Annotated in this window: 26 protein-coding genes and 1 riboswitch; of the genes, 19 read left to right on the forward strand and 7 right to left on the reverse strand. The window is 60.3% G+C overall.

Features of this window, described 5'->3' with window-relative positions:
- Positions 1-8 precede the first annotated feature (8 nt).
- From PMI22_RS17820 to purM, 3 genes are read right to left on the reverse strand one after another with little or no spacing between them, the layout of a single operon-like run.
- Complete coding sequence (locus PMI22_RS17820; RefSeq protein ID WP_007945160.1) at positions 9-722, reverse strand: DUF3108 domain-containing protein; 714 nt, start codon at positions 720-722, stop codon at positions 9-11.
- Between the two features lie 8 nt (positions 723-730).
- On the reverse strand, positions 731-1381 hold the full coding sequence (gene purN, locus PMI22_RS17815; protein ID WP_007945161.1) for a phosphoribosylglycinamide formyltransferase: 651 nt from the start codon (positions 1379-1381) through the stop codon (positions 731-733).
- Positions 1381-2439, reverse strand: a complete 1059-nt coding sequence (gene purM, locus PMI22_RS17810) for a phosphoribosylformylglycinamidine cyclo-ligase (protein WP_007945162.1) — start codon at positions 2437-2439, stop codon at positions 1381-1383. Before purM ends, purN begins: the two co-directional genes overlap by 1 nt.
- A gap of 371 nt (positions 2440-2810) precedes the next feature.
- Here purM and PMI22_RS17805 point away from each other — a divergent pair, with 371 nt between their 5' ends.
- The 5 genes from PMI22_RS17805 (at position 2811) to PMI22_RS17785 (ending at position 7490) form a co-directional block, all read left to right on the forward strand.
- On the forward strand, positions 2811-3893 hold the full coding sequence (locus PMI22_RS17805; protein ID WP_007945163.1) for a DUF2066 domain-containing protein: 1083 nt from the start codon (positions 2811-2813) through the stop codon (positions 3891-3893).
- Positions 3894-3931: 38 nt separating this feature from the next.
- Complete coding sequence (locus tag PMI22_RS17800; RefSeq protein ID WP_007945164.1) at positions 3932-5005, forward strand: AI-2E family transporter; 1074 nt, start codon at positions 3932-3934, stop codon at positions 5003-5005.
- Positions 5006-5233: 228 nt separating this feature from the next.
- Positions 5234-5938, forward strand: coding sequence for a DnaA regulatory inactivator Hda (hda, locus tag PMI22_RS17795; protein WP_007945165.1), 705 nt, complete (start codon positions 5234-5236; stop codon positions 5936-5938).
- Positions 5939-6164: 226 nt separating this feature from the next.
- Positions 6165-6791, forward strand: a complete 627-nt coding sequence (locus tag PMI22_RS17790) for a C40 family peptidase (protein ID WP_007945166.1) — start codon at positions 6165-6167, stop codon at positions 6789-6791.
- A gap of 165 nt (positions 6792-6956) precedes the next feature.
- Positions 6957-7490 (forward strand): C40 family peptidase, encoded by a 534-nt coding sequence (locus PMI22_RS17785; protein ID WP_007945167.1) that lies wholly within the window; start codon positions 6957-6959, stop codon positions 7488-7490.
- A 123-nt stretch (positions 7491-7613) separates the two neighbouring features.
- On the opposite strand, the gene PMI22_RS17780 is transcribed toward PMI22_RS17785, so the two are convergent.
- Both PMI22_RS17780 and PMI22_RS17775 read right to left on the reverse strand, forming a co-directional pair.
- Positions 7614-8927 carry a PQQ-dependent sugar dehydrogenase gene (locus PMI22_RS17780; protein ID WP_007945168.1) on the reverse strand — a complete coding sequence of 438 codons (1314 nt, stop codon included), beginning with the start codon at positions 8925-8927 and terminating at the stop codon, positions 7614-7616.
- Between the two features lie 67 nt (positions 8928-8994).
- On the reverse strand, positions 8995-9579 hold the full coding sequence (locus PMI22_RS17775) for a hypothetical protein (protein ID WP_007945169.1): 585 nt from the start codon (positions 9577-9579) through the stop codon (positions 8995-8997).
- A 157-nt stretch (positions 9580-9736) separates the two neighbouring features.
- Positions 9737-9971, forward strand: a riboswitch (cobalamin riboswitch).
- A gap of 81 nt (positions 9972-10052) precedes the next feature.
- Between PMI22_RS17775 and cobO the strand changes: the two genes are divergently transcribed.
- The 14 genes from cobO (at position 10053) to PMI22_RS17710 (ending at position 21559) form a co-directional block, all read left to right on the forward strand.
- On the forward strand, positions 10053-10664 hold the full coding sequence (gene cobO, locus PMI22_RS17770; protein ID WP_007945170.1) for a cob(I)yrinic acid a,c-diamide adenosyltransferase: 612 nt from the start codon (positions 10053-10055) through the stop codon (positions 10662-10664).
- Positions 10661-12043 (forward strand): cobyrinate a,c-diamide synthase, encoded by a 1383-nt coding sequence (locus tag PMI22_RS17765; protein ID WP_007945171.1) that lies wholly within the window; start codon positions 10661-10663, stop codon positions 12041-12043. The genes cobO and PMI22_RS17765 overlap by 4 nt, the downstream gene beginning before the upstream one ends.
- Positions 12040-12690: a 5,6-dimethylbenzimidazole synthase gene (gene bluB / locus PMI22_RS17760; RefSeq protein ID WP_007945173.1), complete on the forward strand. Its 651-nt coding sequence runs from the start codon at positions 12040-12042 to the stop codon at positions 12688-12690. The genes PMI22_RS17765 and bluB overlap by 4 nt, the downstream gene beginning before the upstream one ends.
- On the forward strand, positions 12687-13595 hold the full coding sequence (gene cbiB, locus PMI22_RS17755) for an adenosylcobinamide-phosphate synthase CbiB (protein WP_007945174.1): 909 nt from the start codon (positions 12687-12689) through the stop codon (positions 13593-13595). Before bluB ends, cbiB begins: the two co-directional genes overlap by 4 nt.
- Positions 13588-14580, forward strand: coding sequence for a threonine-phosphate decarboxylase CobD (cobD, locus tag PMI22_RS17750; RefSeq protein ID WP_007945175.1), 993 nt, complete (start codon positions 13588-13590; stop codon positions 14578-14580). The genes cbiB and cobD overlap by 8 nt, the downstream gene beginning before the upstream one ends.
- On the forward strand, positions 14577-16028 hold the full coding sequence (locus PMI22_RS17745; protein ID WP_007945176.1) for a cobyric acid synthase: 1452 nt from the start codon (positions 14577-14579) through the stop codon (positions 16026-16028). The genes cobD and PMI22_RS17745 overlap by 4 nt, the downstream gene beginning before the upstream one ends.
- A gap of 150 nt (positions 16029-16178) precedes the next feature.
- Positions 16179-16700: a bifunctional adenosylcobinamide kinase/adenosylcobinamide-phosphate guanylyltransferase gene (gene cobU, locus PMI22_RS17740; RefSeq protein ID WP_007945178.1), complete on the forward strand. Its 522-nt coding sequence runs from the start codon at positions 16179-16181 to the stop codon at positions 16698-16700.
- Positions 16697-17752 (forward strand): nicotinate-nucleotide--dimethylbenzimidazole phosphoribosyltransferase, encoded by a 1056-nt coding sequence (gene cobT / locus PMI22_RS17735; protein WP_007945180.1) that lies wholly within the window; start codon positions 16697-16699, stop codon positions 17750-17752. The genes cobU and cobT overlap by 4 nt, the downstream gene beginning before the upstream one ends.
- The gene (gene cobC, locus PMI22_RS17730; protein WP_007945181.1) at positions 17749-18324 is read left to right on the forward strand and encodes an alpha-ribazole phosphatase family protein; all 576 of its coding nucleotides are present in this window, start codon (positions 17749-17751) and stop codon (positions 18322-18324) included. Before cobT ends, cobC begins: the two co-directional genes overlap by 4 nt.
- Before the next feature lie 2 nt (positions 18325-18326).
- Positions 18327-19058, forward strand: coding sequence for an adenosylcobinamide-GDP ribazoletransferase (locus tag PMI22_RS17725; RefSeq protein WP_007945182.1), 732 nt, complete (start codon positions 18327-18329; stop codon positions 19056-19058).
- Positions 19059-19166: 108 nt separating this feature from the next.
- Complete coding sequence (locus PMI22_RS17720) at positions 19167-19571, forward strand: MarR family winged helix-turn-helix transcriptional regulator (RefSeq protein WP_007945183.1); 405 nt, start codon at positions 19167-19169, stop codon at positions 19569-19571.
- A 53-nt stretch (positions 19572-19624) separates the two neighbouring features.
- The gene (locus PMI22_RS17715) at positions 19625-20833 is read left to right on the forward strand and encodes an MFS transporter (protein ID WP_007945184.1); all 1209 of its coding nucleotides are present in this window, start codon (positions 19625-19627) and stop codon (positions 20831-20833) included.
- Positions 20830-20952, forward strand: a complete 123-nt coding sequence (locus PMI22_RS32250; protein WP_007945185.1) for a hypothetical protein — start codon at positions 20830-20832, stop codon at positions 20950-20952. Before PMI22_RS17715 ends, PMI22_RS32250 begins: the two co-directional genes overlap by 4 nt.
- A 55-nt stretch (positions 20953-21007) precedes the next feature.
- Positions 21008-21559, forward strand: a complete 552-nt coding sequence (locus PMI22_RS17710; protein ID WP_007945186.1) for a glutathione peroxidase — start codon at positions 21008-21010, stop codon at positions 21557-21559.
- An 89-nt stretch (positions 21560-21648) separates the two neighbouring features.
- On the opposite strand, the gene PMI22_RS17705 is transcribed toward PMI22_RS17710, so the two are convergent.
- Both PMI22_RS17705 and PMI22_RS17700 read right to left on the reverse strand, forming a co-directional pair.
- Positions 21649-22920 carry an OmpP1/FadL family transporter gene (locus PMI22_RS17705; RefSeq protein WP_007945187.1) on the reverse strand — a complete coding sequence of 424 codons (1272 nt, stop codon included), beginning with the start codon at positions 22918-22920 and terminating at the stop codon, positions 21649-21651.
- 146 nt (positions 22921-23066) lie between these two features.
- Complete coding sequence (locus PMI22_RS17700; protein ID WP_007945189.1) at positions 23067-23549, reverse strand: hypothetical protein; 483 nt, start codon at positions 23547-23549, stop codon at positions 23067-23069.
- Positions 23550-23628: the final 79 nt, after the last annotated feature.

Below are 23628 nucleotides of genomic sequence, written 5' to 3' on the forward strand. Positions count from 1 at the left end.
GTGCCGGTTTAGCTGCCTTTGACCGCTTTACCGTTGACCTTGCCGTCGAGGAGCATGATGTTGTACTCCTTGCCGTCGGTTTCAACTTGTTGCAGACGGACCAGCAGGTAATCCCAGTCCTTGGCAAACCACAGGACGGTAATGCGCTTGTTTTGTGTCGGGTCGCGCACGCGCTCGACTTTGATCGCATCGATCTGGCCGGCCTTGGTGTCGACTTTTTCCGAACCCAATACGCGGAAGTCATAGGTGTCGACTTCGCCACCATCGATGACCTGATAGTTCATGCTCTTTTTGCCGGCGGCGACGTCTTCCTGCAGGGCCAGCTGATACGTGGACTTGTCGAGCATGCCACGGTTCAGTGGAACCTTGACCGGGTCGCCACGATCGGTGCCGGTGACCATTTTGGCGGCCCAGTCGAAATCCAGATCAACCTTTTTGGCTTTACCCAGTCCGCCACGCTCAAAGCGGTAGGACTGAGGCAGCAGGGTGTCCTTGTCCACGGTCAGGGTGCTTTCTTCCGTCAGGCTGGCGATCATCATCGATGCCTTGAAGCTGAGCTTCCAGACGCCGTTGGCTTCCTTGGTCAGGCTGCGTTCAGCCGTGCCGCTCATGGGGAGCTGTTTCCAGTCGGCGGTATAGCTGGCGGAGAAAGGTTGAAGTTCCGCAGCCTGTGCCAGAGGCAAGGCAAGCAGAGCGCAAGCGAAGAGCAGGGCGCGACGCATAATATCTCCTAGGTACGAATCAGGTGGCCGCTGGCCGCGAGTAGCTTTCCATCCAGTAAAGCACCTTGTTCGCCGAGTGAGAGTCGACCTTCGGCAAACCAGCGTACAGCCAACGGGTAGATCAGGTGTTCCTGGGCATGGACTCGCTGCGCCAGACTCTGCGGCGAATCCTGCAACTCTACTGGTATTACTGCTTGTACGACCAGTGGTCCGCCATCGAGTTCCTCGGTGACGAAGTGGACGGAGCAGCCGTGCTCAGTGTCGCCGGCCTCCAGCGCGCGCTGATGAGTGTGTAACCCTTTGTATTTGGGTAGCAGCGACGGATGGATGTTGAGCAGGCGACCCGCGTAATGGCGCACGAAGTCAGCGCTGAGAATGCGCATGAAGCCGGCCAGTACCACGAGTTTGGGGTTGAACGCGTCGATCAGTTCGATCAATGCGGCATCGAAGGCCTCGCGGCCTTCGAAAGCCTTGTGATCCAGGGCGCGGGTGTCGATACCCGCGTCCTTGGCGCGTTGCAGGCCATAAGCATCGGCGCGGTTGGAAATCACCGCAGCGATACGGACCGGGCTGTCGCCGGTCCGCGTGCTGTCGATCAAGGCCTGCAAGTTACTGCCGGTGCCGGAGAGCAGCACCACGACATCACAGGTCTTTGACATCAGTGAGCCTTGAGGTTCTTCAGTTCAACCTGAGCCGCGCCTTCGGCAGCGGTGGAGATCTGGCCGATGACCCAAGGCTGCTCGCCGGCTTCACGCAAAACGCTCAGCGCCGTTTCAACGTGCTCTTGAGCGACGCAGATGACCATGCCGACGCCGCAGTTCAGCACGCGGTGCATTTCGTTTTCGTCGACGTTGCCTTTCTCTTGCAGCCAGTCGAACACGGCAGGACGGGTCCAGCTCGCTACATCAACCACGGCTTGTGCGCCTTTTGGCAGCACGCGCGGGATGTTGTCCAGCAGGCCGCCACCGGTGATGTGGGCCATGGCTTTGACAGCGCCGGTTTCCTTGATCAGCTTGAGCAGCGGCTTCACGTAGATACGGGTCGGGGCCATCAGCAGGTCGGTCAGCGGTTTGCCGTCGAGCTGGATGTTTTCGATGTCGGCACCCGACACTTCGATGATCTTGCGGATCAGCGAGTAGCCGTTGGAGTGCGGGCCGGAAGACGGCAGGGCGAGCAGGGCGTCACCGGCAGCGACTTTCGAGCCGTCGATGATTTCGGATTTCTCCACGACGCCGACGCAGAAGCCAGCCAGGTCGTAGTCTTCGCCTTCGTACATGCCAGGCATTTCAGCGGTTTCGCCGCCGACCAGGGAGCAGCCGGACAGTTCGCAGCCTGCGCCGATGCCGGTCACGACTTGGGTCGCGGTTTCGACATTGAGTTTGCCGGTGGCGTAGTAGTCGAGGAAAAACAGTGGCTCGGCACCGCAGACCACCAGGTCGTTCACGCACATTGCGACGAGGTCGATGCCGATGCTGTCGTGCTTGTTCAGGTTCAGTGCCAGGCGCAGCTTGGTGCCAACGCCGTCAGTGCCGGAAACCAGCACGGGCTGCTTGTAGCCGGCCGGGATTTCGCAGAGGGCGCCGAAACCGCCCAGGCCGCCCATGACTTCCGGGCGCGCAGTGCGCTTGGCGACGCTCTTGATGCGTTCGACCAATGCTTCACCGGCGTCGATGTCTACACCGGCGTCCTTGTAGCTCAGGGAGGGTTGCTTGCTCATGATCCAGGCCTTTAGGGGGGATTCAGGGGTAACGACCGAGTCCAGCGGGGACGCCGAATTCAACGGGGGGCGATTGCCTCACACGAAATTCGGGCTACCCGGCTGTTGCCGGTCTGCGAAGGCGCGCGATTTTATCAGGCTTGAGGGGCAGCGGCCATCCTCACGCCGACAGCAGGGGCATATCCCATTAAAAAAATTGATATTGAGCCTGTTGGTGGCCTGTATAAGGTATCGCGATTAACCGTCTATCGTTATGGCAGCGTCAAAAACTTATCGGGGTCGGGTGAATGTTTTGTGCGAGGCGATGGTCACAGCTTGCTCAATGCCTTCATGCGGTCAGTTCCAGCCGCTCTTGTCGTCAGGAATCTTCCATGCGTTTTCTTTCAAAACTCTTGTGTTTGAGCTGTTTTTCCCTTTTCAGCCTCGCCAGTCATGCCGAAAACGTAAAAGGTCTTTATCAAGTGCGCGAGCCTGTCACCAGTCAGGCGCCCGAAGAGCGTGATCAAGCGACCCAGCGTGCACTGGACACGCTGGTATTGCGTCTGACCGGCGATCCCAAGGCCGCGCAAAGTCCGGGTTTGGCGGCCCTGCGCAAGGATCCACAACAAATCATCAGTCAATACGGCTTCGAGGCGGGGCCGCCGGAAGTGTTGAAGGTCGATTTCGACCCGGCCTCCACCGAGCAGGCGCTGCGCCGTGCGGGGCTGTCGTTGTGGGGGGCGAATCGGCCGTCGATTCTTGGCTGGTGGTTGAATGACTCCACCGAAGGTTCGAGCCTGGTGGGCGATGGTCAGGCCAGCGCCGCGCCTCTGCGTCGAGCGGCGCAACACCGCGGCTTGCCATTGCGCTTGCCGCTGGCGGACCTGAGTGAGCAACTGGTGGCGACAGCGCCGACGCTGGAAGGCACGGATGCGACGCCTCTGCGCAATGCATCGGAGCGGTACAACGCAGACGCCTTGCTCGCGGTGCATGCCAAGGAAGAAGAGGGTGGTCAGTGGCAGGCCAAATGGAATTTGTGGATGGGCGACAAGAAAGAAGCGGGCAGCGTGCAAGGGGCGGATCAGGCCGCGGTGGCCGATGCGGTGATGCTGGCGGTCACCCAGCGACTGGCGCCACGGTTTGTCGTCAGGCCAGGTGCCTCGGGTGAACAATTGCTGGAAGTGCAGGGCATGAATCTGGAGCGTTATGCGTCGCTGGGGCGATTGCTCGACCCGTTTGGCGCGCGTCTGCAAAGTGTTAACGCTGATCGCATTCTTTATCGGGTTAGTGGCAGCGCTGAGCAACTGCGCTCGCAGTTGTCGCTGGCGAAGTTGCAAGAAGTACCGGCCGGTGAAGCTGCCGCGCCCGTAGCACCCGTAGCACCCGTAGCGCAGGTTCAGCCCGTGGTGCCGGGTTCGACGCCTGCTGTGGCGCCAGCCCCGGCCCCTACGCCGCAATTGCGCTTTCGCTGGTAAGGTTTTCTTTCTTTATATAGATGCATATGGAGTGGTACATGGCCGATACGCGCCGTTGGTTCTGGTTGGGTGGGGTGGTTCTGCTCTGCGCGTTTGTCTGGCTGTTGCATCCGATTCTGACTCCCTTTCTGGTGGCGCTGTTGCTGGCCTATCTGTTCGATCCGCTGGTGGATCGACTGGAGAAGGTCGGGCTTTCAAGGACGTGGGGCGTGATAGCGGTGTTCGCGCTGTTCACCCTGATATTCACCACGCTGCTGCTGGTGTTGGTGCCGCTGCTGGCCAAGCAACTGTTTCGTTTGTATGAGCTGGCGCCGCAAATGCTCGACTGGCTGCAGCACACTGCGCTGCCGTGGGCGCAATCGAAGTTTGGGTTGTCGGAAGGCTTCTGGAAATTTGACCGGCTCAAGGCTGCGATCAGCGAGCACGTGACGCAGACCAGTGACATCGTAGGAGTTGTGTTGAGTCAGGCCACGGCGTCCGGTCTCGCGTTGATTGGCTGGTTGGCCAATCTGGTGTTGATCCCGGTGGTGAGTTTTTACCTGCTGCGGGACTGGGACCTGATGATGGGGAAGGTCCGAAGCCTGTTACCGCGTGATCGCGAAGAGCGCGCTGTCATGCTCGCTGCCGAATGCCACGAAGTGCTGGGGGCGTTCGTTCGCGGGCAATTGCTGGTGATGGTAGCGCTGGGGGTGATCTATTCTGCGGGCTTGATGCTGGTGGGGTTGGAGTTGGGGCTGCTGATCGGTGTTATCGCCGGGCTGGCCGCAATCGTGCCGTACATGGGCTTTGTCGTCGGGATTGGCGCGGCGTTGATTGCCGGACTGTTCCAGTTCGGTGGCGACCTCTATCCCATGTTGGGCATCGTCGCGGTGTTCATGGTCGGGCAGGCGCTCGAAGGCATGGTGCTGACACCCATGTTGGTAGGGGACCGGATCGGTCTGCACCCGGTGGCAGTGATTTTTGCCGTTCTGGCGGGCGGCGAGCTGTTCGGTTTCACAGGGGTGTTGCTGGCGTTGCCGGTGGCGGCGGTGATCATGGTGCTGGTGCGCCATGTAAATGATTTATACAAAGATTCTGATATGTACAGCGGTGCAGAAGAGCCGAAGCAGTAAGGTCGGTTGAAAGGCCGTCACGGCCAACCCCGATCTCGCCGGGTTGGCCTGCATCCTCGCGTGGCTGTCACATGCACCGCCAACAAAACTGTCATGAAACCAGAGCGTTAACGCAAACCTTTGATTTTGCTTATGGTCTGTCGCATTGTGCGACCAGCGTCACGGGTATAAACTTCGCAAACTTTACACAGAGGCCACTAACGGTTCCTTTGGAACTGTTCAGTCAGCATGAAACCGATTCAGCTGCCCCTAGGTGTGCGTCTGCGAGATGACGCTACCTTTATCAATTACTACCCAGGCGCCAATGCCGCAGCACTCGGCTATGTCGAGCGACTCTGCGAAGCCGACGCCGGGTGGACCGAAAGCCTGATTTATCTCTGGGGCAAGGACGGGGTAGGGCGTACGCATCTGTTGCAGGCGGCCTGCCTGCGCTTCGAGCAGTTGGGGGAGCCGGCGGTGTACTTGCCATTGGCCGAGCTGCTTGATCGTGGCATCACTATTCTCGATAACCTCGAACAATACGAACTGGTCTGTCTGGATGATTTGCAGGCGGTGGCCGGTCGGGCGGACTGGGAAGAGGCGCTATTCCATCTGTTCAATCGTCTGCGAGACAGCGGTCGTCGTCTGCTGATCGCCGCATCGACCTCGCCGCGTGAACTGCCGGTGAAGCTGGCGGACTTGAAGTCGCGTTTGACCCAGGCACTGATTTTCCAGATGCGCCCGCTTTCCGATGAAGACAAATTGCGTGCTTTGCAATTGCGTGCATCGCGTCGCGGTTTGCACCTGACCGATGAAGTCGGGCATTTTATTTTGACCCGCGGAACTCGCAGCATGAGTGCGCTGTTCGAGTTGCTTGAGCGTCTCGATCAGGCCTCTCTTCAAGCTCAGCGCAAGCTGACCATTCCCTTCCTGAAAGAAACCCTGGGCTGGTAACAGAGGCTCGGTAAACCAAAGCCTGGCAGGGGTTTTGGCATATTTCAGGCGTCAGGAATCCGCTTTCCTACAGGGCTGCAGGCTGCGCGAGCGTCTAAAACGGGCTTAAGCGCTTAGATGTAAACGAGAAACCGATAAGTCACATAAAGTTCGATTGAATTTGCAAATGAGGATGATTGTGGGCATAGTCTCGGCTTCTTTATAACTAACAGCCACGGTCGTGCCCATGCTAAAGCGCTTCGCACCCCTCGTGCCTCTCGCACTCGTCACCCTGTTGATCGGTTGCGCTGCTCACTCTCCAGTGTCCCAGCAAGAGCAACAACAGCAGGTTAAAAATTCGGTCACTGCACAATCTACTTCCGTTCTTTTTCAGGAAGATCTGGCCACCGATAAAGAACTGGCCGACTTCGCCGACGGCAAGTCGTACAAGCTTCCGGGGCTGGCCGACAGCATTCTCGAACGTGGCATGTCCCTGATCGGTACCCGTTACCGTTTCGGCGGTACCTCTGAAGCCGGTTTCGATTGCAGCGGCTTCATCGGTTATCTGTTCCGTGAAGAAGCGGGCATGAACCTGCCACGCTCCACTCGCGAAATGATCAACGTAGACGCACCGCTGGTAGCTCGCAGCGCGCTGAAGCCAGGTGATCTGCTGTTCTTCGCCACCAATGGCCGTCGCGGCCGCGTCAGTCACGCCGGGATCTACCTCGGTGACAACCAGTTCATCCACTCCAGCAGCCGCAAAAGCGGTGGTGTTCGGGTCGATAGCCTGGGCGACAGCTACTGGAACAAGACCTTCATCGAAGCCAAACGCGCTCTCGCGATGGCCCCGACCGTGGTCACCGCTCGCAAGTAAACATACAATTTGCAAGGTTAAGTTAAAGTCTTACTTGAAGTTTGCCGCATAGCCGCTAGAATTCTGATCTATTAATGATGGCAAACCGCCTGCGCCCTGCGCAGGCGGTTTTCTTTTCTGCATTCCCGGCAGAAAAAGCCGCAGCCAGATCAGGATGTTCTGCTTATGACGATGTCGGCCCGCCTCGCACTCCTGTTCTTCGCAGCGCTGCTCAGCGCCTGCGCCAGCCGCCCCCCGCCAGCCCCGGTGGTTCGCGCGCCCATTATCTTCGGTAACCCGCAGTCCTTTTCCCCCGAGGCAGAAGATGTGCTGTTCCGCGCGCTCGGCCTGGTGGGGACGCCGTATCGGTGGGGTGGCAACACGCCGGATTCGGGCTTCGATTGCAGCGGGTTGATCGGCTACGTCTACCGTGATGTTGCCGGCATTTCCCTGCCGCGTACAACGCGCGAGATGATCAGCATGCAAGCCGCCAATGTGGGCAAGGAAGGCCTGCAAACCGGTGACCTGATTTTCTTCGCCACCAATGGCGGCTCTCAGGTCAGCCATGCGGGGATTTACGTCGGTGAAGGTCGCTTCGTGCATGCGCCCGCGACGGGCGGCACGGTGAAGCTCGACAGCCTGTCCAAAGCCTATTGGCAGAGGGCATACCTAAGCGCCAAGCGCGTTCTGCGCTCCGAGCATCTCGCACGCAATCCTTAGTAAGGCGCCGAATCCTGCAGGAGTGAGACCGGCTTGCCGGCGTTAGCGTTGGATCTGCGACATCAATGTTGACTGACAAACCGCTATCGCCGGCAAGCCGGTCTCGCTCCCACAAGAGGGCAATTATTTGGCTGCGGACACGCGCCACACCTTGTTCCCCACATCATCCGCCACCAGCAAGCCACCCTGCTGATCGATCAGCACGCCCACCGGCCGGCCCCTGGCCTCTTCGTCTTCGTTGAGAAAACCCGTCAGTACATCCACTGGTTGCCCGATCGGTTTGCCGCCCGAAAACGGCACGAAAATGACTTTGTAGCCACTGTGCGGTTTACGGTTCCACGAGCCGTGCTGGCCGATGAAAGCGCCTTCCTTGAATTGCGCAGGCAAGGTGTTGCCTTCAGCGAACGTCAGGCCCAGTGATGCCGTGTGCGGACCCACTGCGTAGTCAGGCTTGATGGCCTTGGCCACCAGGTCCGGATTTTGCGGCTCGACGCGAATGTCGACGTGTTGACCGTAGTAGCTGAATGGCCAGCCATAGAACCCGCCATCCTTGACCGAGGTGATGTAATCCGGGACCAGGTCGCTGCCGATTTCGTCCCGCTCGTTGACCGCCGTCCACAACGCACCACTGCGGGGCTCCCAGGCCAAGCCGTTGGGATTGCGAATCCCCGAAGCGAATATCCGGTGATTGCCGGTGGCGCGGTCCACTTCCCAGATCGCCGCGCGGCCTTCTTCCTGGTCCATTCCGTTTTCACCGACGTTGCTGTTGGAACCGACTGTGACGTACAGCTTGCTGCCGTCCTTGCTGGCGATGACGTTTTTGGTCCAGTGATGATTCAGCGTGCCCCCCGGCAGATCAATCACTTTGATCGGCGGCGACTTGATCGCCGTGGCACCGCTTTCATAGTGGAAACGCAACAAGCGGTCGGTGTCGGCCACGTACAGGTCATTGCCGACCAGCGTCATGCCAAAGGGTGAATTGAGGTTTTCCAGAAACACCGTACGGGTTTCAGCGATGCCGTCGTGGTTCGTGTCACGCAGCAATGTGATGCGGTTAGGGCTGGGGACTGCGGCACCGGCGCGGCCCATGGCTTTACCCATGACCCAGCCCCGAATGCCTTTGCCGTCATCGGGTTTGGGTGGTGCACTGGTTTCGGCCACCAGCACGTCGCCGTTGGGCAGCACATAGAGCCAGCGCGGGTGATCGAGGCCTTCAGCAAAGGCCGCCACTTGTGTCCCAGCGGCAGCGGTGGGTTTCGCACCGTCCGGCCAGCCGATCGCCGGGGCGATGTTCACCGTCGGGATCAGGGTTTTATTAGGTTCGGGCAACTTGGGTGACGGGCCGGTGCCGTCGGAGACTTGCAGGCGGGAGGTTTCACCACAGGCGGCGAGCCCTCCGGCGAGCACAATGGCGATAACGAGCGGGGACTTGCGCATGCGGGTCTTCCCTATGAATGCAGTGTCTTATTCATAGAGAAGAATAGTGGCGCGATGGTTCAACCACTTAGCCGCGAGCTTCCTTGAACAAGACGGCGATGCCTGGGTGATAGTTACCGGCTTCGTTACGCAACTTGCGGTAGGCGTAAGGGAAATACCAGGCTACCGCACAGCAGTGCTCCTTTTGCAGGTCGTCGACCATGTCCTGGAGTTCTTCCGGGGTCGCACTCTGCTGGGCTTTTTGCGGGGCAACAAACAGGCAGCCAAGTTTCAGGTCGCTGGCGTAGCTGATGCGCTTGGCCTCGCCGGTTATGTCTTGCAACGCCTGCGTCAGGTTCAGGCGGTTGACCTTGGGCCAGCGTTGAGTGGCCTGAAGGTAGGCGCGTTCTTCGGCGGTCGCGATAAACAGGTCGGCGCGGGCGTTGCGCTCGTCTTCTTCAATCTGTTTGCGCGTGGGAGTGTTTTGCAGTGTGACCATTTCCGCCATGTACGCCGCGGTAGAGAGCAAGCCAAGGTTGGCCTTTTCGTCATGCCAGTAGGGCGCTTCGTTATCGCCGCGAATCGCGTTGTAGCGGTCGATACAGTCAAACCAGCGTTCCAGCACCGGTCGCAGGAATTCCAGCTTCGGATTGCTGATAATCATGCCTTGCATGTTGCTCACCCTTGTAATTGTGTATTTGTTGGGTTGTGGCTCTTTGATATCACTGCTGGCTGTGCGCTGCAAGATTGGCGTCAGTAAATTGATCGGCGGCAGTATATCGCTAGCCGCGGCTTTGTCTTCATTTGACGCTCCACCCCCAACCCTCTAACCTTCGCGGCTTGTTTCAGGTGCTCTGTGGCAGTGGCCGACAGAGTGAAACAGGGAAGCCGGTGAGTGGCTATCGTCAAATGACGAATCCTCACGATCCCGGCGCTGCCCCCGCAACGGTAAATGAGTGAAGACTGCGCCTTGAGCCACTGTGTCGAGAAATGACATGGGAAGGCGTGCAGTCCGGCCGAACGCCGCTCATGAGCCCGGAGACCGGCCTGATTCATCCAGCGGCATCACGGTGGGCGATGCCAGGCTTCTTGCCGTCTATTCTTGTGCCTGCCCGCCGTTATCCAGCCTCAACGGAGAGCTCCCCCATGACCGATACCCCTGATCGTGACGAACGTCATTTGGCGCGCATGCAGCGCAAAAAAGCCGTGATCGACGAACGCATCGCCAATTCCCCGAATGAATGCGGCTTGCTGCTGGTGCTGACCGGAAACGGCAAAGGCAAAAGCAGTTCGGCGTTCGGCATGCTCGCCCGGTCCATGGGCCACGGCATGCAGTGCGGTGTGGTGCAATTCATCAAGGGCCGCAACAGCACCGGCGAAGAACTGTTTTTCCGTCGCTTCCCGGAGCAAGTGCGTTTCCATGTCATGGGCGAAGGCTTCACTTGGGAAACCCAGGACCGCCAACGTGACATCGCCGCCGCCGAAGCCGCCTGGGCAGTGTCCCGTGAATTGCTCAGCGATCCGTCCGTCGGCCTGGTGGTGCTGGATGAATTGAACATCGCCCTCAAACACGGCTACCTCGATCTCGATCAGGTGCTCAGCGATTTGCAGGCGCGCCCGCCCATGCAGCACGTTGTAGTGACCGGTCGCGGCGCCAAGCCGGAAATGATCGAATTGGCCGACACCGTCACTGAAATGGGCGTGATCAAGCACGCGTTCCAGGCCGGGATCAAAGCGCAAAAAGGCGTCGAGCTGTGAATCAACCACGTCATTGCCCGGCGGTACTGATTGCCGCGCCGGCTTCCGGTCAGGGCAAGACCACCGTCACCGCCGCGCTGGCCCGTTTGCATCGCAATCAGGGGCGCAAGGTGCGTGTGTTCAAATGCGGGCCGGACTTTCTCGACCCGATGATTCTCGAGCGTGCCAGCGGTGCGCCGGTGTATCAGTTGGATATGTGGATGGTCGGCGAGCAGGAAAGTCGCCGACTGTTGTGGGAAGCGGCCGCTGATGCGGACCTGATCCTCATCGAAGGTGTCATGGGGCTGTTCGACGGCACGCCGTCCAGCGCCGACCTGGCGCGGCACTTTGGCGTGCCGGTGCTTGCGGTGATTGACGGCACCGCCATGGCCCAGACCTTTGGTGCATTGGCGTTGGGCTTGGCGAAGTATCAGCCGGACTTGCCGTTTGCCGGCGTGCTGGCCAACCGTGTGGGCACCTTGAGGCACGCGCAATTGCTCGAAGGCAGTTTGACCGAAGGTTTGCGCTGGTACGGTGCTTTGTCGCGGGAAACCGGGATCGAATTGCCGAGTCGGCATTTAGGACTGGTCCAGGCCAGTGAGTTGAATGATCTCGATCTGCGTCTTGATGCGGCGGCCGATGCGTTGGCCGGCAGTTGTGAAGTGGCATTGCCGCCGGCGGTAGAATTTGCAGCCCCGGATGTGATCGCTGCCGAACCGTTGCTCGGTGGTGTGCGAATTGCTGTGGCCCGTGATGAAGCGTTCGCGTTCACCTACGGCGCGAGCCTGGATTTGCTGCGAGCCATGGGCGCCGAGCTGTCGTTTTTTTCACCGATCCGTGACAGCGAATTACCGGCAGCCGACAGCCTTTATCTACCAGGCGGTTATCCGGAATTGCACCATGTGGCGCTGTCACAAAACACCTCGATGCTGAATGCGATTCGCGGACATCATGCGGCGGGCAAACCGCTGTTGGCTGAATGTGGCGGCATGTTGTATTTGCTCGATTCGTTGACTGATGTCGAGGGCATTCGCGCCGAACTGGCGGGTTTGCTCAAAGGCGATGCGGTGATGCAAAAGCGTCTGGCGGCGTTGGCCCTGCAAGCGGTCGAACTGCCGGAAGGTGCGTTGCGCGGGCACACGTATCACCATTCGCTGACCAGTACCGAACTTGAACCGATTGCGCGGGGCCTGAGCCCGAATGGCGGGCGGGGGGCGGAGGCGGTTTATCGTGAGGGGCGGATGACGGCTTCCTATGTGCACTTTTATTTTCCGTCCAATCCCGCCGCTGTAGCCGCGTTGTTTGTGCCTGACCTTGAGGCCGCCATCGCGAGCAGGCTCGCTCCCACAATGGATCATCTAACCTCTGTGGGAGCGAGCTTGCTCGCGAAGAGGCCATGAGCGACAACGCTTTCTCCGAAGCCGAACGCGCGGCAGTCTATCGAGCCATCGCCGAACGCCGCGACATGCGTCATTTCAGCGGCGGTACCGTCGAGCCCGAATTATTGCGGCGCCTGCTCGAAGCCGCGCATCAAGCGCCGAGTGTCGGCCTGATGCAGCCCTGGCGCTTCATCCGCATCAGTGATCGAGTCCTGCGCGGCAAGATCCAGTCGCTGGTTGAAGAAGAACGCATCCGCACCGCTGAAGCGCTCGGCGAGCGCACCGACGAATTCATGAAGCTCAAGGTCGAAGGCATCAACGACTGCGCGGAAGTGATGGTCGCGGCGCTGATGGAAGATCGCGAGCGTCACATCTTCGGCCGTCGCACCTTGCCGGAAATGGACATGGCCTCGTTGTCCTGTGCGATCCAGAACCTGTGGCTGGCCTCGCGCGTCGAAGGGCTGGGCATGGGCTGGGTTTCGCTGTTCGAGCCGCAAGCGTTGGCGGACCTGCTGGGTTTACCACTCGGGGCCAAGCCGTTGGCGATTCTTTGCCTGGGGCCGGTCAAGGCATTCTATCCAGCACCGATGCTGGTACTCGAAGGCTGGGCGCAAGCGCGTCCGCTCAGTGAGTTGCTGTATGAAAATTATTGGGGAGTGAGTCAATGAGTGTGGCGTTATTGAGTGTCGCCGCAGTTGCGCTGGACGCGCTGCTGGGTGAGCCCAAACGCTGGCATCCGCTGGTGGAGTTCGGCCGTTTTGCCGAGCGCATCGAGCAACGTTTCAACGGCGGTGGTCGCGGCTGGCGCAGCCATGGCGTTACCGCGTGGGTTCTTACAGTGCTGCCGCTGACCTTGCTTGCCACGGCATTGTCCTGGGCGCCTTATGTGGGCTGGGTCGTCGAGATTCTCGCGCTGTACTGCGCCCTCGGCATGCGCAGCCTCGGTGAGCACGTCGAGCCGGTGGCCAAGGCGCTGCGCAGTGATGATCTGGAAGAAGCGCGCACGCGTGTGGGCTATCTGGTCAGTCGCCAGACCAGTGAACTGGATAAAACCGAAGTCGCCCGTGCGGCCACCGAATCAGTGCTGGAGAACGGCAGCGATGCGGTGTTTGCCGCGCTGTTCTGGTTTGCCGTGGCGGGGGCGCCCGGTGTGGTGCTCTACCGATTGAGCAACACACTGGATGCGATGTGGGGTTATCGCAACGAACGCTTCGAACGATTCGGCTGGGCGGCGGCGAAAATCGACGACGTCCTGAACTACATTCCCGCACGCTTGGTGGCGTTGACCTACGCGCTGCTGGGAAAAACCCGTCTGGCGTTGAAATGCTGGCGCACCCAAGGCCCCACCTGGGACAGCCCGAATGCCGGCCCGGTGATGGCGGCGGGCGCAGGTGCATTGGGCGTCGAGTTGGGCGGGGCGGCGATTTATCACGGTGAATTGCATCAACGTCCACAACTGGGCGAAGGCGTGCCGGCGGATGCCGATTCCATTGACCGTGGCTGGCAATTGGTTCAACGCGGGGTATGGTTATGGTTGCTGATTCTCTGCGTGGGAGCTGAAATCTATGCTTGAGCACGGTGGCCGATTGCGCAAGGCGGCGCGCGAATATGGTATCGCCGAAGCCGATTGGCTCGACTTGTCCAGCGGCTTGGCGCCCTGGCCATTTCCGGTTCCGGACATCCCGCTCCGTGCCTGGGCACGCTTGCCGGAAACCGGAGACGGCCTGGAGCAGGCGGCCTGCGACTATTACAGCGCGGCTCAAGTGCTGCCGGTGGCCGGATCGCAAATGGCCATCCAGCTACTCCCGCGTTTACGGCGTGCCGGCAAGGTCGGTGTGCTGTCGCCGTGCTACGCCGAACATGCCGAAGCCTGGCGACGCTGTGGCTACATCGTGCGTGAGGTGCTGGAGCAGGAAGTCGATTTCTTTATCGACAGCCTCGACGTGCTGGTGGTGGTCAACCCGAACAACCCGACCGGCCTGAGCCTGACCCCGAGTCGTCTGCTCGATTGGCACACCCGACTGGCCTCCCGTGGTGGCTGGCTGGTGGTGGACGAGGCGTTTATGGACAACACGCCGCAGTTGAGTGTGGCGCCGTTTACCCATCAGGTCGGCTTGATTGTGTTGCGTTCGTTCGGCAAGTTTTTCGGTCTGGCCGGTGTGCGGCTGGGGTTCGTGCTGGCGGAACGCAAACTGCTCAACTTGCTCGCCGAGCAAGTCGGGCCGTGGGCGGTCAGCGGGCCGACCCGTGTGATTGGCCAGGCCTGTCTGCTGGACACCGAGGGTCACGCCCGCCAGCGCCAGCGCAGCGAAGAAGCCAGCGAGCGTCTGGCACGACTGCTTGAGCAGTTCGGTTTCAAGCCGCAGGGCGGATGCGCCTTGTTCCAATGGCTGATCACCGAGCAAGCGGAGCGATTGCATGTGTTCATGGCTCGGCAGGGTATTTTGCTGCGCTTGTTCCCACACAACAGCAGCCTTCGCTTTGGCTTGCCTGCCGACGAAGCGGACTGGACACGCTTGGCCCAAGCCTTTGAAACCTACACCAAGGAAGCCCAATGACCACGTTAATGGTGCAGGGCACCACGTCTGACGCCGGTAAAAGCACACTGGTGACGGCGCTGTGTCGTTGGGTGGTGCGCCAGGGCGTGCGCGTCGTGCCGTTCAAGCCGCAGAACATGGCGCTCAACAGCGCGGTAACCGCTGACGGTGGTGAAATCGGTCGGGCTCAAGCGGTGCAGGCCCAGGCCGCCAATCTTGAACCGCACACCGACATGAACCCGGTGCTGCTCAAACCCAACAGCGACACCGGCGCCCAGGTGATCATTCATGGTCGCGCGGTCACGACCATGAACGCCGTCGCCTATCACGACTACAAAACCATCGCCATGCAAGCGGTACTGGCCTCCCACGAGCGCTTGAGTGCGGCGTATCCGGTGGTGATGGTCGAAGGTGCGGGCTCGCCAGCCGAGATCAATCTGCGAGCCGGCGACATCGCCAACATGGGCTTTGCCGAAGCGGTGGATTGCCCGGTGGTGCTGATTGCCGACATCAATCGCGGCGGTGTTTTCGCGCATCTGGTGGGCACGCTGGAGTTGCTGTCGCCGACCGAACAGGCGCGGATCAAGGGCTTCATCATCAATCGTTTTCGTGGCGACCTCGCCTTGCTGCAGCCCGGCCTCGACTGGCTCGAAGAGCGCACCGGCAAACCGGTGATCGGTGTTCTGCCGTACGTGATGGACCTGCACCTGGAAGCCGAAGACGGCATCGATCAGCGCCAGGCCGACAAGGCCGACCAGGTACTCAAAGTGCTGGTGCCGGTATTGCCGCGCATCAGCAACCACACCGACTTCGATCCACTGCGCCTGCATCCGCAAGTGGACCTGCAATTCGTCGGCCCCGGCCAGTCGATTCCGCCGGCCGACCTGATCATCCTGCCCGGCTCGAAAAGCGTGCGCAGTGACCTCGCTTTTTTGCGGGCCAATGGCTGGGATTCGGCGATCAGTCGCCATCTGCGCTATGGCGGCAAAGTGCTGGGGATTTGCGGTGGTTTGCAAATGCTCGGTGAACAGGTACATGACCCGTTGGGTCTGGAAGGTGCACCGGGTTCCAGCGCTGGTCTGGGGTTGCTGGCGTTCGAAACGCAGCTCGAAGAAGAGAAGCAGTTGCGCAATGTGCGCGGTCGTCTGGCTCTGGAAGATGCCGCCGTCAGCGGCTATGAAATCCATGCGGGCGTGACCTCCGGGCCGGCACTGGAAAACGCCGCCGTGCAGCTGGACGATGGTCGCTGCGATGGTGCGCAAAGTGTGGATGGGCAGATATTCGGCACTTATCTGCATGGTCTGTTCGAGTCGCCGGCGGCGTGCAGTGCGCTGCTGCGCTGGGCGGGGTTGCAGGCGGTGCAGGAGGTCGATTACCACGCATTGCGCGAGCGCGATATCGAGCGGCTGGCGGATTTGGTGGAGCAGCATTTGGATACGCGGCTGTTGCGTCAGCTCTGCGGGATATAGGGTGGTTTTGCTGGCCTCTTCGCGAGCAAGCCCGCTCCCACATTTGATCGGCGTTGAACACAAAATCCATGTTCACTGGAGATCTAATGTTGGAGCGGGCTTGCTCGCGAAGGCGGCAGTCGCCTCACCGATGATTTTAAGGAATAAACCATGCTGCAACTCATCCTCGGCGGCGCCCGCTCCGGCAAAAGTCGTTTGGCGGAAAAACTCGCCACCGATAGCCAATTGGCCGTGACCTACATTGCCACCAGCCAACCACTGGACGGTGAAATGAATGATCGCGTCGCCCATCACCGTGCCCGGCGTCCCGCCGAATGGGCATTGATCGAAGAACCGGTCGAGCTCGCCCGTGTCCTGCGCGAAACCGCCCGTGCCAACCGTTGCCTGCTGGTGGATTGCCTGACGCTGTGGATGACCAATCTGCTGATGCTCGACGACGCCGAACGCCTCAGCGCCGAACGCGAAGCGCTGTTGGGCTGCCTGGCCTCGTTGCCGGGTGAAATCATTTTTGTCAGCAACGAGACCGGAATGGGTGTCGTGCCGCTCGGCGAATTGACTCGCCGCTACGTCGATGAAGCCGGTTGGCTGCATCAAGCGCTGGCCGTGCGTTGCCAGCGTGTCGTCTTGACGGTCGCTGGCCTGCCCCTGACTTTGAAAGGAACTGCGTCATGACTCAATCCTGGTGGCTGAACCCGTGCAAGCCAATCGATGTGCAAGCCCTCGAACAGGCGCAGGCGCGGCAACAACAACTGACCAAACCGGCTGGCTCGCTCGGTCGACTGGAGTCGGTGGCGGTACAGTTGGCCGGGTTGCAGGGGCAGGTCAAGCCGAGTCTTGATCACCTGTGGATCGCGATTTTTGCCGGTGACCATGGTGTCGTGGCTGAAGGCGTGTCGGCGTTTCCTCAGGAAGTGACCGGGCAGATGTTGCACAACTTCGTCAACGGTGGTGCTGCGATCAGCGTGTTGGCGCGACAGTTGGGCGCTTCGCTTGAAGTGGTTGATTTGGGCACAGTGACGCCGACCTTGAATCTGCCCGGGGTGCGCCACTTGAACGTTGGTCCCGGCACGGCGAATTTCGTCAAAGGCCCGGCCATGACGACAGCGCAGGGCGCACTCGCCTTGCAGGCCGGTGGTGACAGCGTGCAGCGCGCCATCGCCGCCGGTGCTCAGTTGTTTATCGGTGGAGAAATGGGCATCGGCAACACCACGGCAGCCAGTGCATTGGCCTGTGCCTTGCTCGATTGCCCGGTGGTGCATCTGGCCGGGCCGGGCACCGGTCTGGACGTGGCGGGCGTCAACCACAAAGCTCAGGTCATCGAGCGTGCGTTGGCGCTGCACCGTGCTCAGCGCGGGGACGCTTTGCAAACGCTGTTCAATCTTGGCGGCTTTGAAATTGCCGCGCTCGTTGGCGCGTACCTGGCGTGTGCGCAACACGGCGTGGCGGTGTTGGTCGACGGGTTCATTTGCAGCGTCGCGGCATTGGTGGCGGTGCGCTTGAACCCTGATTGCCGCCCGTGGCTACTGTTCGGTCATCGCGGTGCCGAGCCTGGCCATCGTCATGTGCTGGAAACCTTGAACGCTGAACCGTTGCTGGATCTGGGGCTGCGTTTGGGCGAGGGCAGTGGTGCGGCGTTGGCCGTGCCGTTGTTGCGTCTGGCCTGTGATCTTCACGGGCAGATGGCAACCTTCGCCGAAGCCGCCGTTGCGGACCGCCCGGCATGACGTTGCGTCTGGACCTGCTACGACACGGAGAGACCGAACTCGGTGGCGGGTTGCGCGGCAGCCTCGACGACGCGTTGACCGCCAAAGGCTGGGAGCAGATGCGCGCGGCGGTTTTGGACCAGGGGCCGTGGGATCGATTGATCAGCTCGCCCTTGCAGCGTTGCGCGCGGTTTGCTGAAGAGCTTGGCGCGCAACTGGGGTTGCCGGTGCACCTGGATAAAGATCTGCAAGAACTGCACTTTGGTGCCTGGGAAGGGCAGAGCGCAGCGGCGTTGATGGAAGTTGATGCCGAGGGATTGGGTCTGTTCTGGGCTGATCCTTATTCGTTTACGCCTCCGGACGGGGAGCGGGTGGCGGACTTTTCCAAACGGGTAGTGGCGGCGATCGAACGTCTGTCAGTAGTTTGCGCTGGCGAACGGGTCCTGCTGATCAGTCATGGTGGCGTCATGCGTTTATTGCTGGCTCAAGCGCGGGGGTTGCCGCGTGAGCAGTTGCTCAATGTCGAAGTCGCTCATGGCTCGTTGTTTTCGTTGAGCGTCGAACCTGGCGTCCTTCTCAAGGAATCGATCTGACCATGTTGCCCTTCTGGATCGCCCTGCAATTCCTGAGCAGTCTGCCGATTCGCCTGCCCGGCATGCCGACGCCTCAGGAACTGGGCCGCTCGCTGCTGTTTTATCCGCTGGTGGGACTGCTGTTCGGCGCGATTCTGTGGGCGCTGAACTGGCTCTTGCTGGGCACGCCTTTGTTGCTGCATGCCGCGTTGTTGCTGACGGTTTGGGTCTTGCTCAGCGGCGCGTTGCACCTGGATGGCCTGGCCGATAGCGCCGACGCGTGGCTTGGCGGATTTGGCGACCGGGAACGTACGCTGACGATCATGAAAGACCCGCGCAGCGGACCGATTGCCGTGGTGACGCTGGTGCTGGTGTTGTTGCTGAAGTTCGCTGCGTTACTGGCGTTGATCGAGCAGCAGCACAGTATTTTCCTGATCATCGTTCCGCTGATCGGTCGCAGCGCTATGCTGGGGTTGTTCCTGACCACGCCCTATGTGCGTGCTGGCGGTTTGGGGCAGGCGCTGGCGGATCATCTGCCGCGAATGGCTGGCTGGCAGGTGTTGGCGGTCAGTGCGTTGGGTTGTGTTTTGATCGCGGGTTTTAGCGGTGTTCTGGCCGTTGCTGTGGCAGCGGTCATTTTCCTGTGGTTGCGGCAGCTCATGCTACGGCGATTGGGCGGGACGACGGGCGATACAGCAGGCGCGATGCTGGAGTTGCTGGAGATAGCGGTGTTGGCAGGTTTGGCGTTGATTTGAAGGGTTGTGTGTCGGATGTGCTGGCCTCATCGCCGGCTTGCCGGCGATAGCGGTCTATCAGGCAATACATAACTTGATTTAACACAACCACGGGTATATACACGCACCATGCTCGACTCTCAATGTTTATGCATCAACCTGCGTCGCGCCGCCCGTGGCGTCAGCAGGCATTACGACGGCGCTCTGGACGGCTTCGGGATCAACGTTGCCCAGTATTCTTTGCTGTGCAATTTGCAGCGTCTGGATCAACCGAGTATTTCCACCCTTGCCGAAGCCATGGGGCTGGACCGCAGCACCCTCGGGCGCAATTTGCGAGTGCTGGAAGGCGAGGGGCTGGTGAAGCTGGTCGAGGGCGAAGACATGCGTAATCGCATCGTCCGACTGACCGAAGCCGGTGCCGAACGTCTGAAGGCCGCCTTGCCGGCCTGGGAAGCGGCGCAGCAGGGGTTGATTGACCGACTGGGCGCCGAGAAACGTGAAACCTTGCTGCGACTGCTGGACGAACTGGCGTGAAGCCGGTTTTTCCGATCTTAAGCGGGTATATACCCGCTACCGGAGAATAAGACATGACATCGATGTGGCGTACCTGCGGTTGGGTGTTGTTGGGGAGTGCGCTGATCCTTGCGTTGTCTTTGGGCGTGCGCCACGGCTTCGGGCTGTTTCTGGCGCCGATGAGTGCCGAGTTCGGCTGGGGGCGTGAGACGTTTGCGTTTGCCATCGCCTTGCAGAATCTGATCTGGGGGCTGGCGCAGCCCTTTACTGGCGCATTGGCCGACCGCTTCGGTGCGGCGAAAGTGGTGCTGGTCGGTGGCGTACTGTACGCCTTGGGTCTGGTGTGCATGGGGCTGTCTGATTCCGCCGTGACACTGTCCCTGAGCGCAGGCCTGTTGATTGGCATCGGCCTGTCCGGCACCTCGTTCTCGGTGATCCTCGGCGTGGTCGGCCGTGCGGTGCCACCCGAGAAGCGCAGCATGGGCATGGGCATCGCCAGTGCGGCCGGTTCATTCGGTCAGTTCGCGATGTTGCCGGGCACGTTGGGCTTGATCGGTTGGCTGGGCTGGTCCGCCGCGTTGCTGGTGCTGGGCCTGTTGGTGGCGTTGATCGTGCCGCTGGTGAGCATGCTCAAGGACAAGCCGCTGCCGGTCCTCGGCCATGAACAAACCCTCTCCGAAGCGCTACGTGAAGCTTGCTCTCACTCGGGGTTTTGGCTGTTAGCGTTCGGCTTCTTCGTGTGCGGTTTTCAGGTGGTGTTCATTGGCGTGCATTTGCCGGCTTACCTGGTGGATCAGCACCTTCCGGCATCCGTCGGCACCACGGTGCTGGCGCTGATCGGGTTGTTCAACATCTTTGGTACGTACACCGCCGGCTGGCTGGGCGGGCGTATGTCGAAACCGCGCTTGCTGACCGGTTTGTACTTGCTGCGGGCGGTGGTAATTGCGCTGTTCCTGTGGGCGCCGGTGACGACGACCACGGCATACCTGTTCGGCATGGCCATGGGGTTTCTGTGGCTGTCGACGGTGCCATTGACCAACGGCACCGTAGCGACCTTGTTCGGCGTGCGAAACCTGTCCATGCTCGGTGGGATTGTTTTCCTGTTTCACCAACTCGGCTCGTTTCTGGGTGGCTGGTTGGGCGGGGTGGTGTATGACCGAACCGGGAGCTATGACTTGATCTGGCAAGTGGCAATTCTGTTGAGCCTGTTGGCTGCCGCCCTGAACTGGCCGGTGCGTGAGCGGCCGGTAGCGCGCCTGCAATCGCAGATGAGTGCGATATGAGCCGTCTGTGGCCGCGTATCGCTGTAACGGCTGTCGGCGTCTTGCTGCTGGCGTTGTCGTGGTGGGGCTGGCATCAGGGCGGGCTGGCGCTGATGCAGTTGGGCATGGGTGCTTGCTAGCGAGCGGCGAGGGCGAGTAACTTCGTTTTTGACTACCTATCAAGGATGCACCGACATGCTGATGCGCTGGATTGCAGTCTCCGCGTTGTTGATGACGTTTACCGGGCTCGCCCAGGCGGGCGAGTGCCCGGAGCTGTTGCAAGGCTCATTGCAGAAGCTGCGCGCCAAGGAATCCATCGACCTGTGCCAACGGTTTGAGGGTAAACCGCTGGTGGTGGTCAATACCGCGAGCCACTGCGGTTTCGCCCCGCAGTTCAAAAGCCTTGAGGCGCTCAATCAGCGCTTCAAGGGGCAGGGGCTGGAGGTGATTGGCGTTCCGTCCAACGATTTCAAGCAAGAGTCCAAGGACACCGCCGAGACGGCCAAAGTCTGTTACGTGAATTACGGCGTGACCTTCACCATGACCGAGCCGCAGGCTGTGCGAGGCGACGATGCAACGCACCTGTTCAAGGTTCTCGCCAAACAGACCAGCGCGCCGAAGTGGAATTTCTACAAATACGTGGTCGATCGCAAGGGTCAGGTCATCGCCAGTTTTTCCAGCCTGACCAAACCCGATGATCCCGAGTTCATTGCCGCAGTGGAGCAAGCCCTGGCTTCCCAACCCTGATCAGCGCCCACTAAAAAGCCCCGCCTCTGTACCAGAGAGCGGGGCTTTTTTGATTCGGTCGGCGAGCGGTTCAGGCTCGCCGTGAATCATCAGAAGCGGTAGGTCGCGCCGAGACCAAAACCGTTCGCCGAGTTTTCATACTTGGCGTTGTAGGTCTGGCCACGGTTGTTTTCGTTGTTGACCTTGACCGAATCTTCACGCAGGTACGAATACGCCACGTCGATGGTCAGGTCGTCGGTCGGGCTCCAGCCAGCGCCCAGGCTGAACGCCTTGCGATCGCCCGTCGGGATGCGCGGGGAGCGGTCGACGTTGTTGGTCGGTGCCTGGTCAACGGACAGACCGCCACGCAGTACCCATTGCTTGTTCAGCTGGTAGGACGCGCCGATGGCGTGAGCCCAGGTGTCATGCCAGTTCTGTTCTTCGGTGATGGTGCCGAACTGGCCGTTCAGAGCACCCGGAACACCACTGTTTTCAACGGTGATGTCTTTCAGGCGGCTCCAGCGAGTCCAGGTGCTGCCTGCGTAAAGAGTCCACTGGTCGTTGAGCTGGTGAGTGACCGAGAAGTCCACCGATTCAGGTGTGGTCAGATCCAGCGACGCGTCGTATTTCTGGTTCGGGTTCTGACCGATCAGGCCCAGTACGTTGTAGTTGACCTTGGTGTTGCCATCGAGCTTGTAGTCAACTTTCGAGTGGTAGGTCAGGCCGACGCGAGTGCTGTCGGTCGCTTGAACCAGCAAGCCGATGTTGTAGCCCAGCGCGGTGTCGTCACCGGTGATCTTGACCTTGCCGTCTGGCGCGGCCTGGGTGATCGACAGGTTCGATTCCAAGGTGCCGTCGATGCGGTTGATGGTCGGACCGAAACCGATGGAAACCTTATCGTTGAAGGCATAGCTGACAGTCGGTTGCAGGGTGACGATTGTTACTTCGCTCTTGCTGCCGAAGTAACGGCCGGCAAAGCCGTTTTCGTAGTCGGTGACCAGGCCGAACGGTGCGTACACGCCAAACCCGAAAGCCCACTGGTCGTCGATTGGCTTGACGTAGTAGCCCATAGGCACGGCGATAGACGGAACCATGTCGCCGTCGTTGCTGCCGCCGTTCGGGAAGGAGCTTGCGTCGCTGATGTCAGTGTGCGCGTCGATCAGCGCAACACCGCCGGTGACTTGTTCGCGCTTGATGCGGGACATGCCGGCGGGGTTGCCAAAAACTGTACTTGCGTCATCGGCAGAGGAAGATCGCCCGGCAAAACCCGTACCCATACCGCTGATGCTTTGTTCGTTAACGGCAAAGCCACTTGCAAAGATCTGGGTGGAAGCCAGGGTAACGGCGAGGCTAAGGGTGGTTTTGAGCATTACTTTTTTCATTGTTCGAACTCGAGGTGATCACCGGGGCGAAAATTACCAACATTTTCGTCCCGGCGCTATAGGCTGTATGCCTTGATTTAGAGCGGTTTTGTAGGACAATCCGACCAGGTTGGCCACCGATTGCACAATCTTGTGAAACTGGTGGGTCAGCAAGCGACCTGATTCAGGGGTGAAACACAGGTTTGCCAGGCGCTGGTGAAATCGCGCAGGCGTCCTTGAGGCTGAAAGGTCTGACGCCAGATGCGGGCCATGCCCAACAAGTCATCGGCGGCGGGGAGGGGAGTGTTCTGTTCTTCTACCAGCAGCCAGGCGATGGCAGTGGCGTAACGCAGGTTAACGGTCAATTCCAGGTGCGGCCCGCTGAGAAAGGCATGTTGGCTGGCCAGTCCGCGGACAAGGCTCGCCCGTTCGGGGTCCAGTGCCAGGTAGTGATCCCAAAGTGCCTGGTGGCGAAGCTCGGCAATTCGGTACAGGCCGTGTCCGCGGCGGTCGTGCAGGGCGGAGCCAAGGGCTGACTGACTGGCGGCGATGCCCAGCAGCAAGGATTCGGCAGTTGCGCTATGGCGTCCGAGGTAAATCAATGTCGGACGAATCACATAACGGCACAGTTCGCTGGCAGCGATACCCATAAAGCCCTCGAAACGTGAAGTAGGCGGCGAAACCTGAAGGTAGCGTTGGCAGCGGTGGATCGAATCAGGCTCGCCGGAA

This window comes from Pseudomonas sp. GM21 (assembly GCF_000282215.1).
GTDB lineage: Bacteria > Pseudomonadota > Gammaproteobacteria > Pseudomonadales > Pseudomonadaceae > Aquipseudomonas.

What these genes read in the sequence shown, in the direction of transcription:
- PMI22_RS17820 (WP_007945160.1), bottom strand. Translation starts at nt 722, where the DNA reads ATGCGTCGCGCCCTGCTCTTCGCTTGCGCTCTGCTTGCCTTGCCTCTG.
- purN (WP_007945161.1), bottom strand. Translation starts at nt 1,381, where the DNA reads ATGTCAAAGACCTGTGATGTCGTGGTGCTGCTCTCCGGCACCGGCAGT.
- purM (WP_007945162.1), bottom strand. Translation starts at nt 2,439, where the DNA reads ATGAGCAAGCAACCCTCCCTGAGCTACAAGGACGCCGGTGTAGACATC.
- PMI22_RS17805 (WP_007945163.1), top strand. Translation starts at nt 2,811, where the DNA reads ATGCGTTTTCTTTCAAAACTCTTGTGTTTGAGCTGTTTTTCCCTTTTC.
- PMI22_RS17800 (WP_007945164.1), top strand. Translation starts at nt 3,932, where the DNA reads ATGGCCGATACGCGCCGTTGGTTCTGGTTGGGTGGGGTGGTTCTGCTC.
- hda (WP_007945165.1), top strand. Translation starts at nt 5,234, where the DNA reads ATGAAACCGATTCAGCTGCCCCTAGGTGTGCGTCTGCGAGATGACGCT.
- PMI22_RS17790 (WP_007945166.1), top strand. Translation starts at nt 6,165, where the DNA reads ATGCTAAAGCGCTTCGCACCCCTCGTGCCTCTCGCACTCGTCACCCTG.
- PMI22_RS17785 (WP_007945167.1), top strand. Translation starts at nt 6,957, where the DNA reads ATGACGATGTCGGCCCGCCTCGCACTCCTGTTCTTCGCAGCGCTGCTC.
- PMI22_RS17780 (WP_007945168.1), bottom strand. Translation starts at nt 8,927, where the DNA reads ATGCGCAAGTCCCCGCTCGTTATCGCCATTGTGCTCGCCGGAGGGCTC.
- PMI22_RS17775 (WP_007945169.1), bottom strand. Translation starts at nt 9,579, where the DNA reads ATGCAAGGCATGATTATCAGCAATCCGAAGCTGGAATTCCTGCGACCG.
- cobO (WP_007945170.1), top strand. Translation starts at nt 10,053, where the DNA reads ATGACCGATACCCCTGATCGTGACGAACGTCATTTGGCGCGCATGCAG.
- bluB (WP_007945173.1), top strand. Translation starts at nt 12,040, where the DNA reads ATGAGCGACAACGCTTTCTCCGAAGCCGAACGCGCGGCAGTCTATCGA.
- cbiB (WP_007945174.1), top strand. Translation starts at nt 12,687, where the DNA reads ATGAGTGTGGCGTTATTGAGTGTCGCCGCAGTTGCGCTGGACGCGCTG.
- cobD (WP_007945175.1), top strand. Translation starts at nt 13,588, where the DNA reads ATGCTTGAGCACGGTGGCCGATTGCGCAAGGCGGCGCGCGAATATGGT.
- PMI22_RS17745 (WP_007945176.1), top strand. Translation starts at nt 14,577, where the DNA reads ATGACCACGTTAATGGTGCAGGGCACCACGTCTGACGCCGGTAAAAGC.
- cobU (WP_007945178.1), top strand. Translation starts at nt 16,179, where the DNA reads ATGCTGCAACTCATCCTCGGCGGCGCCCGCTCCGGCAAAAGTCGTTTG.
- cobT (WP_007945180.1), top strand. Translation starts at nt 16,697, where the DNA reads ATGACTCAATCCTGGTGGCTGAACCCGTGCAAGCCAATCGATGTGCAA.
- cobC (WP_007945181.1), top strand. Translation starts at nt 17,749, where the DNA reads ATGACGTTGCGTCTGGACCTGCTACGACACGGAGAGACCGAACTCGGT.
- PMI22_RS17725 (WP_007945182.1), top strand. Translation starts at nt 18,327, where the DNA reads ATGTTGCCCTTCTGGATCGCCCTGCAATTCCTGAGCAGTCTGCCGATT.
- PMI22_RS17720 (WP_007945183.1), top strand. Translation starts at nt 19,167, where the DNA reads ATGCTCGACTCTCAATGTTTATGCATCAACCTGCGTCGCGCCGCCCGT.
- PMI22_RS17715 (WP_007945184.1), top strand. Translation starts at nt 19,625, where the DNA reads ATGACATCGATGTGGCGTACCTGCGGTTGGGTGTTGTTGGGGAGTGCG.
- PMI22_RS32250 (WP_007945185.1), top strand. Translation starts at nt 20,830, where the DNA reads ATGAGCCGTCTGTGGCCGCGTATCGCTGTAACGGCTGTCGGCGTCTTG.
- PMI22_RS17710 (WP_007945186.1), top strand. Translation starts at nt 21,008, where the DNA reads ATGCTGATGCGCTGGATTGCAGTCTCCGCGTTGTTGATGACGTTTACC.
- PMI22_RS17705 (WP_007945187.1), bottom strand. Translation starts at nt 22,920, where the DNA reads ATGAAAAAAGTAATGCTCAAAACCACCCTTAGCCTCGCCGTTACCCTG.
- PMI22_RS17700 (WP_007945189.1), bottom strand. Translation starts at nt 23,549, where the DNA reads ATGGGTATCGCTGCCAGCGAACTGTGCCGTTATGTGATTCGTCCGACA.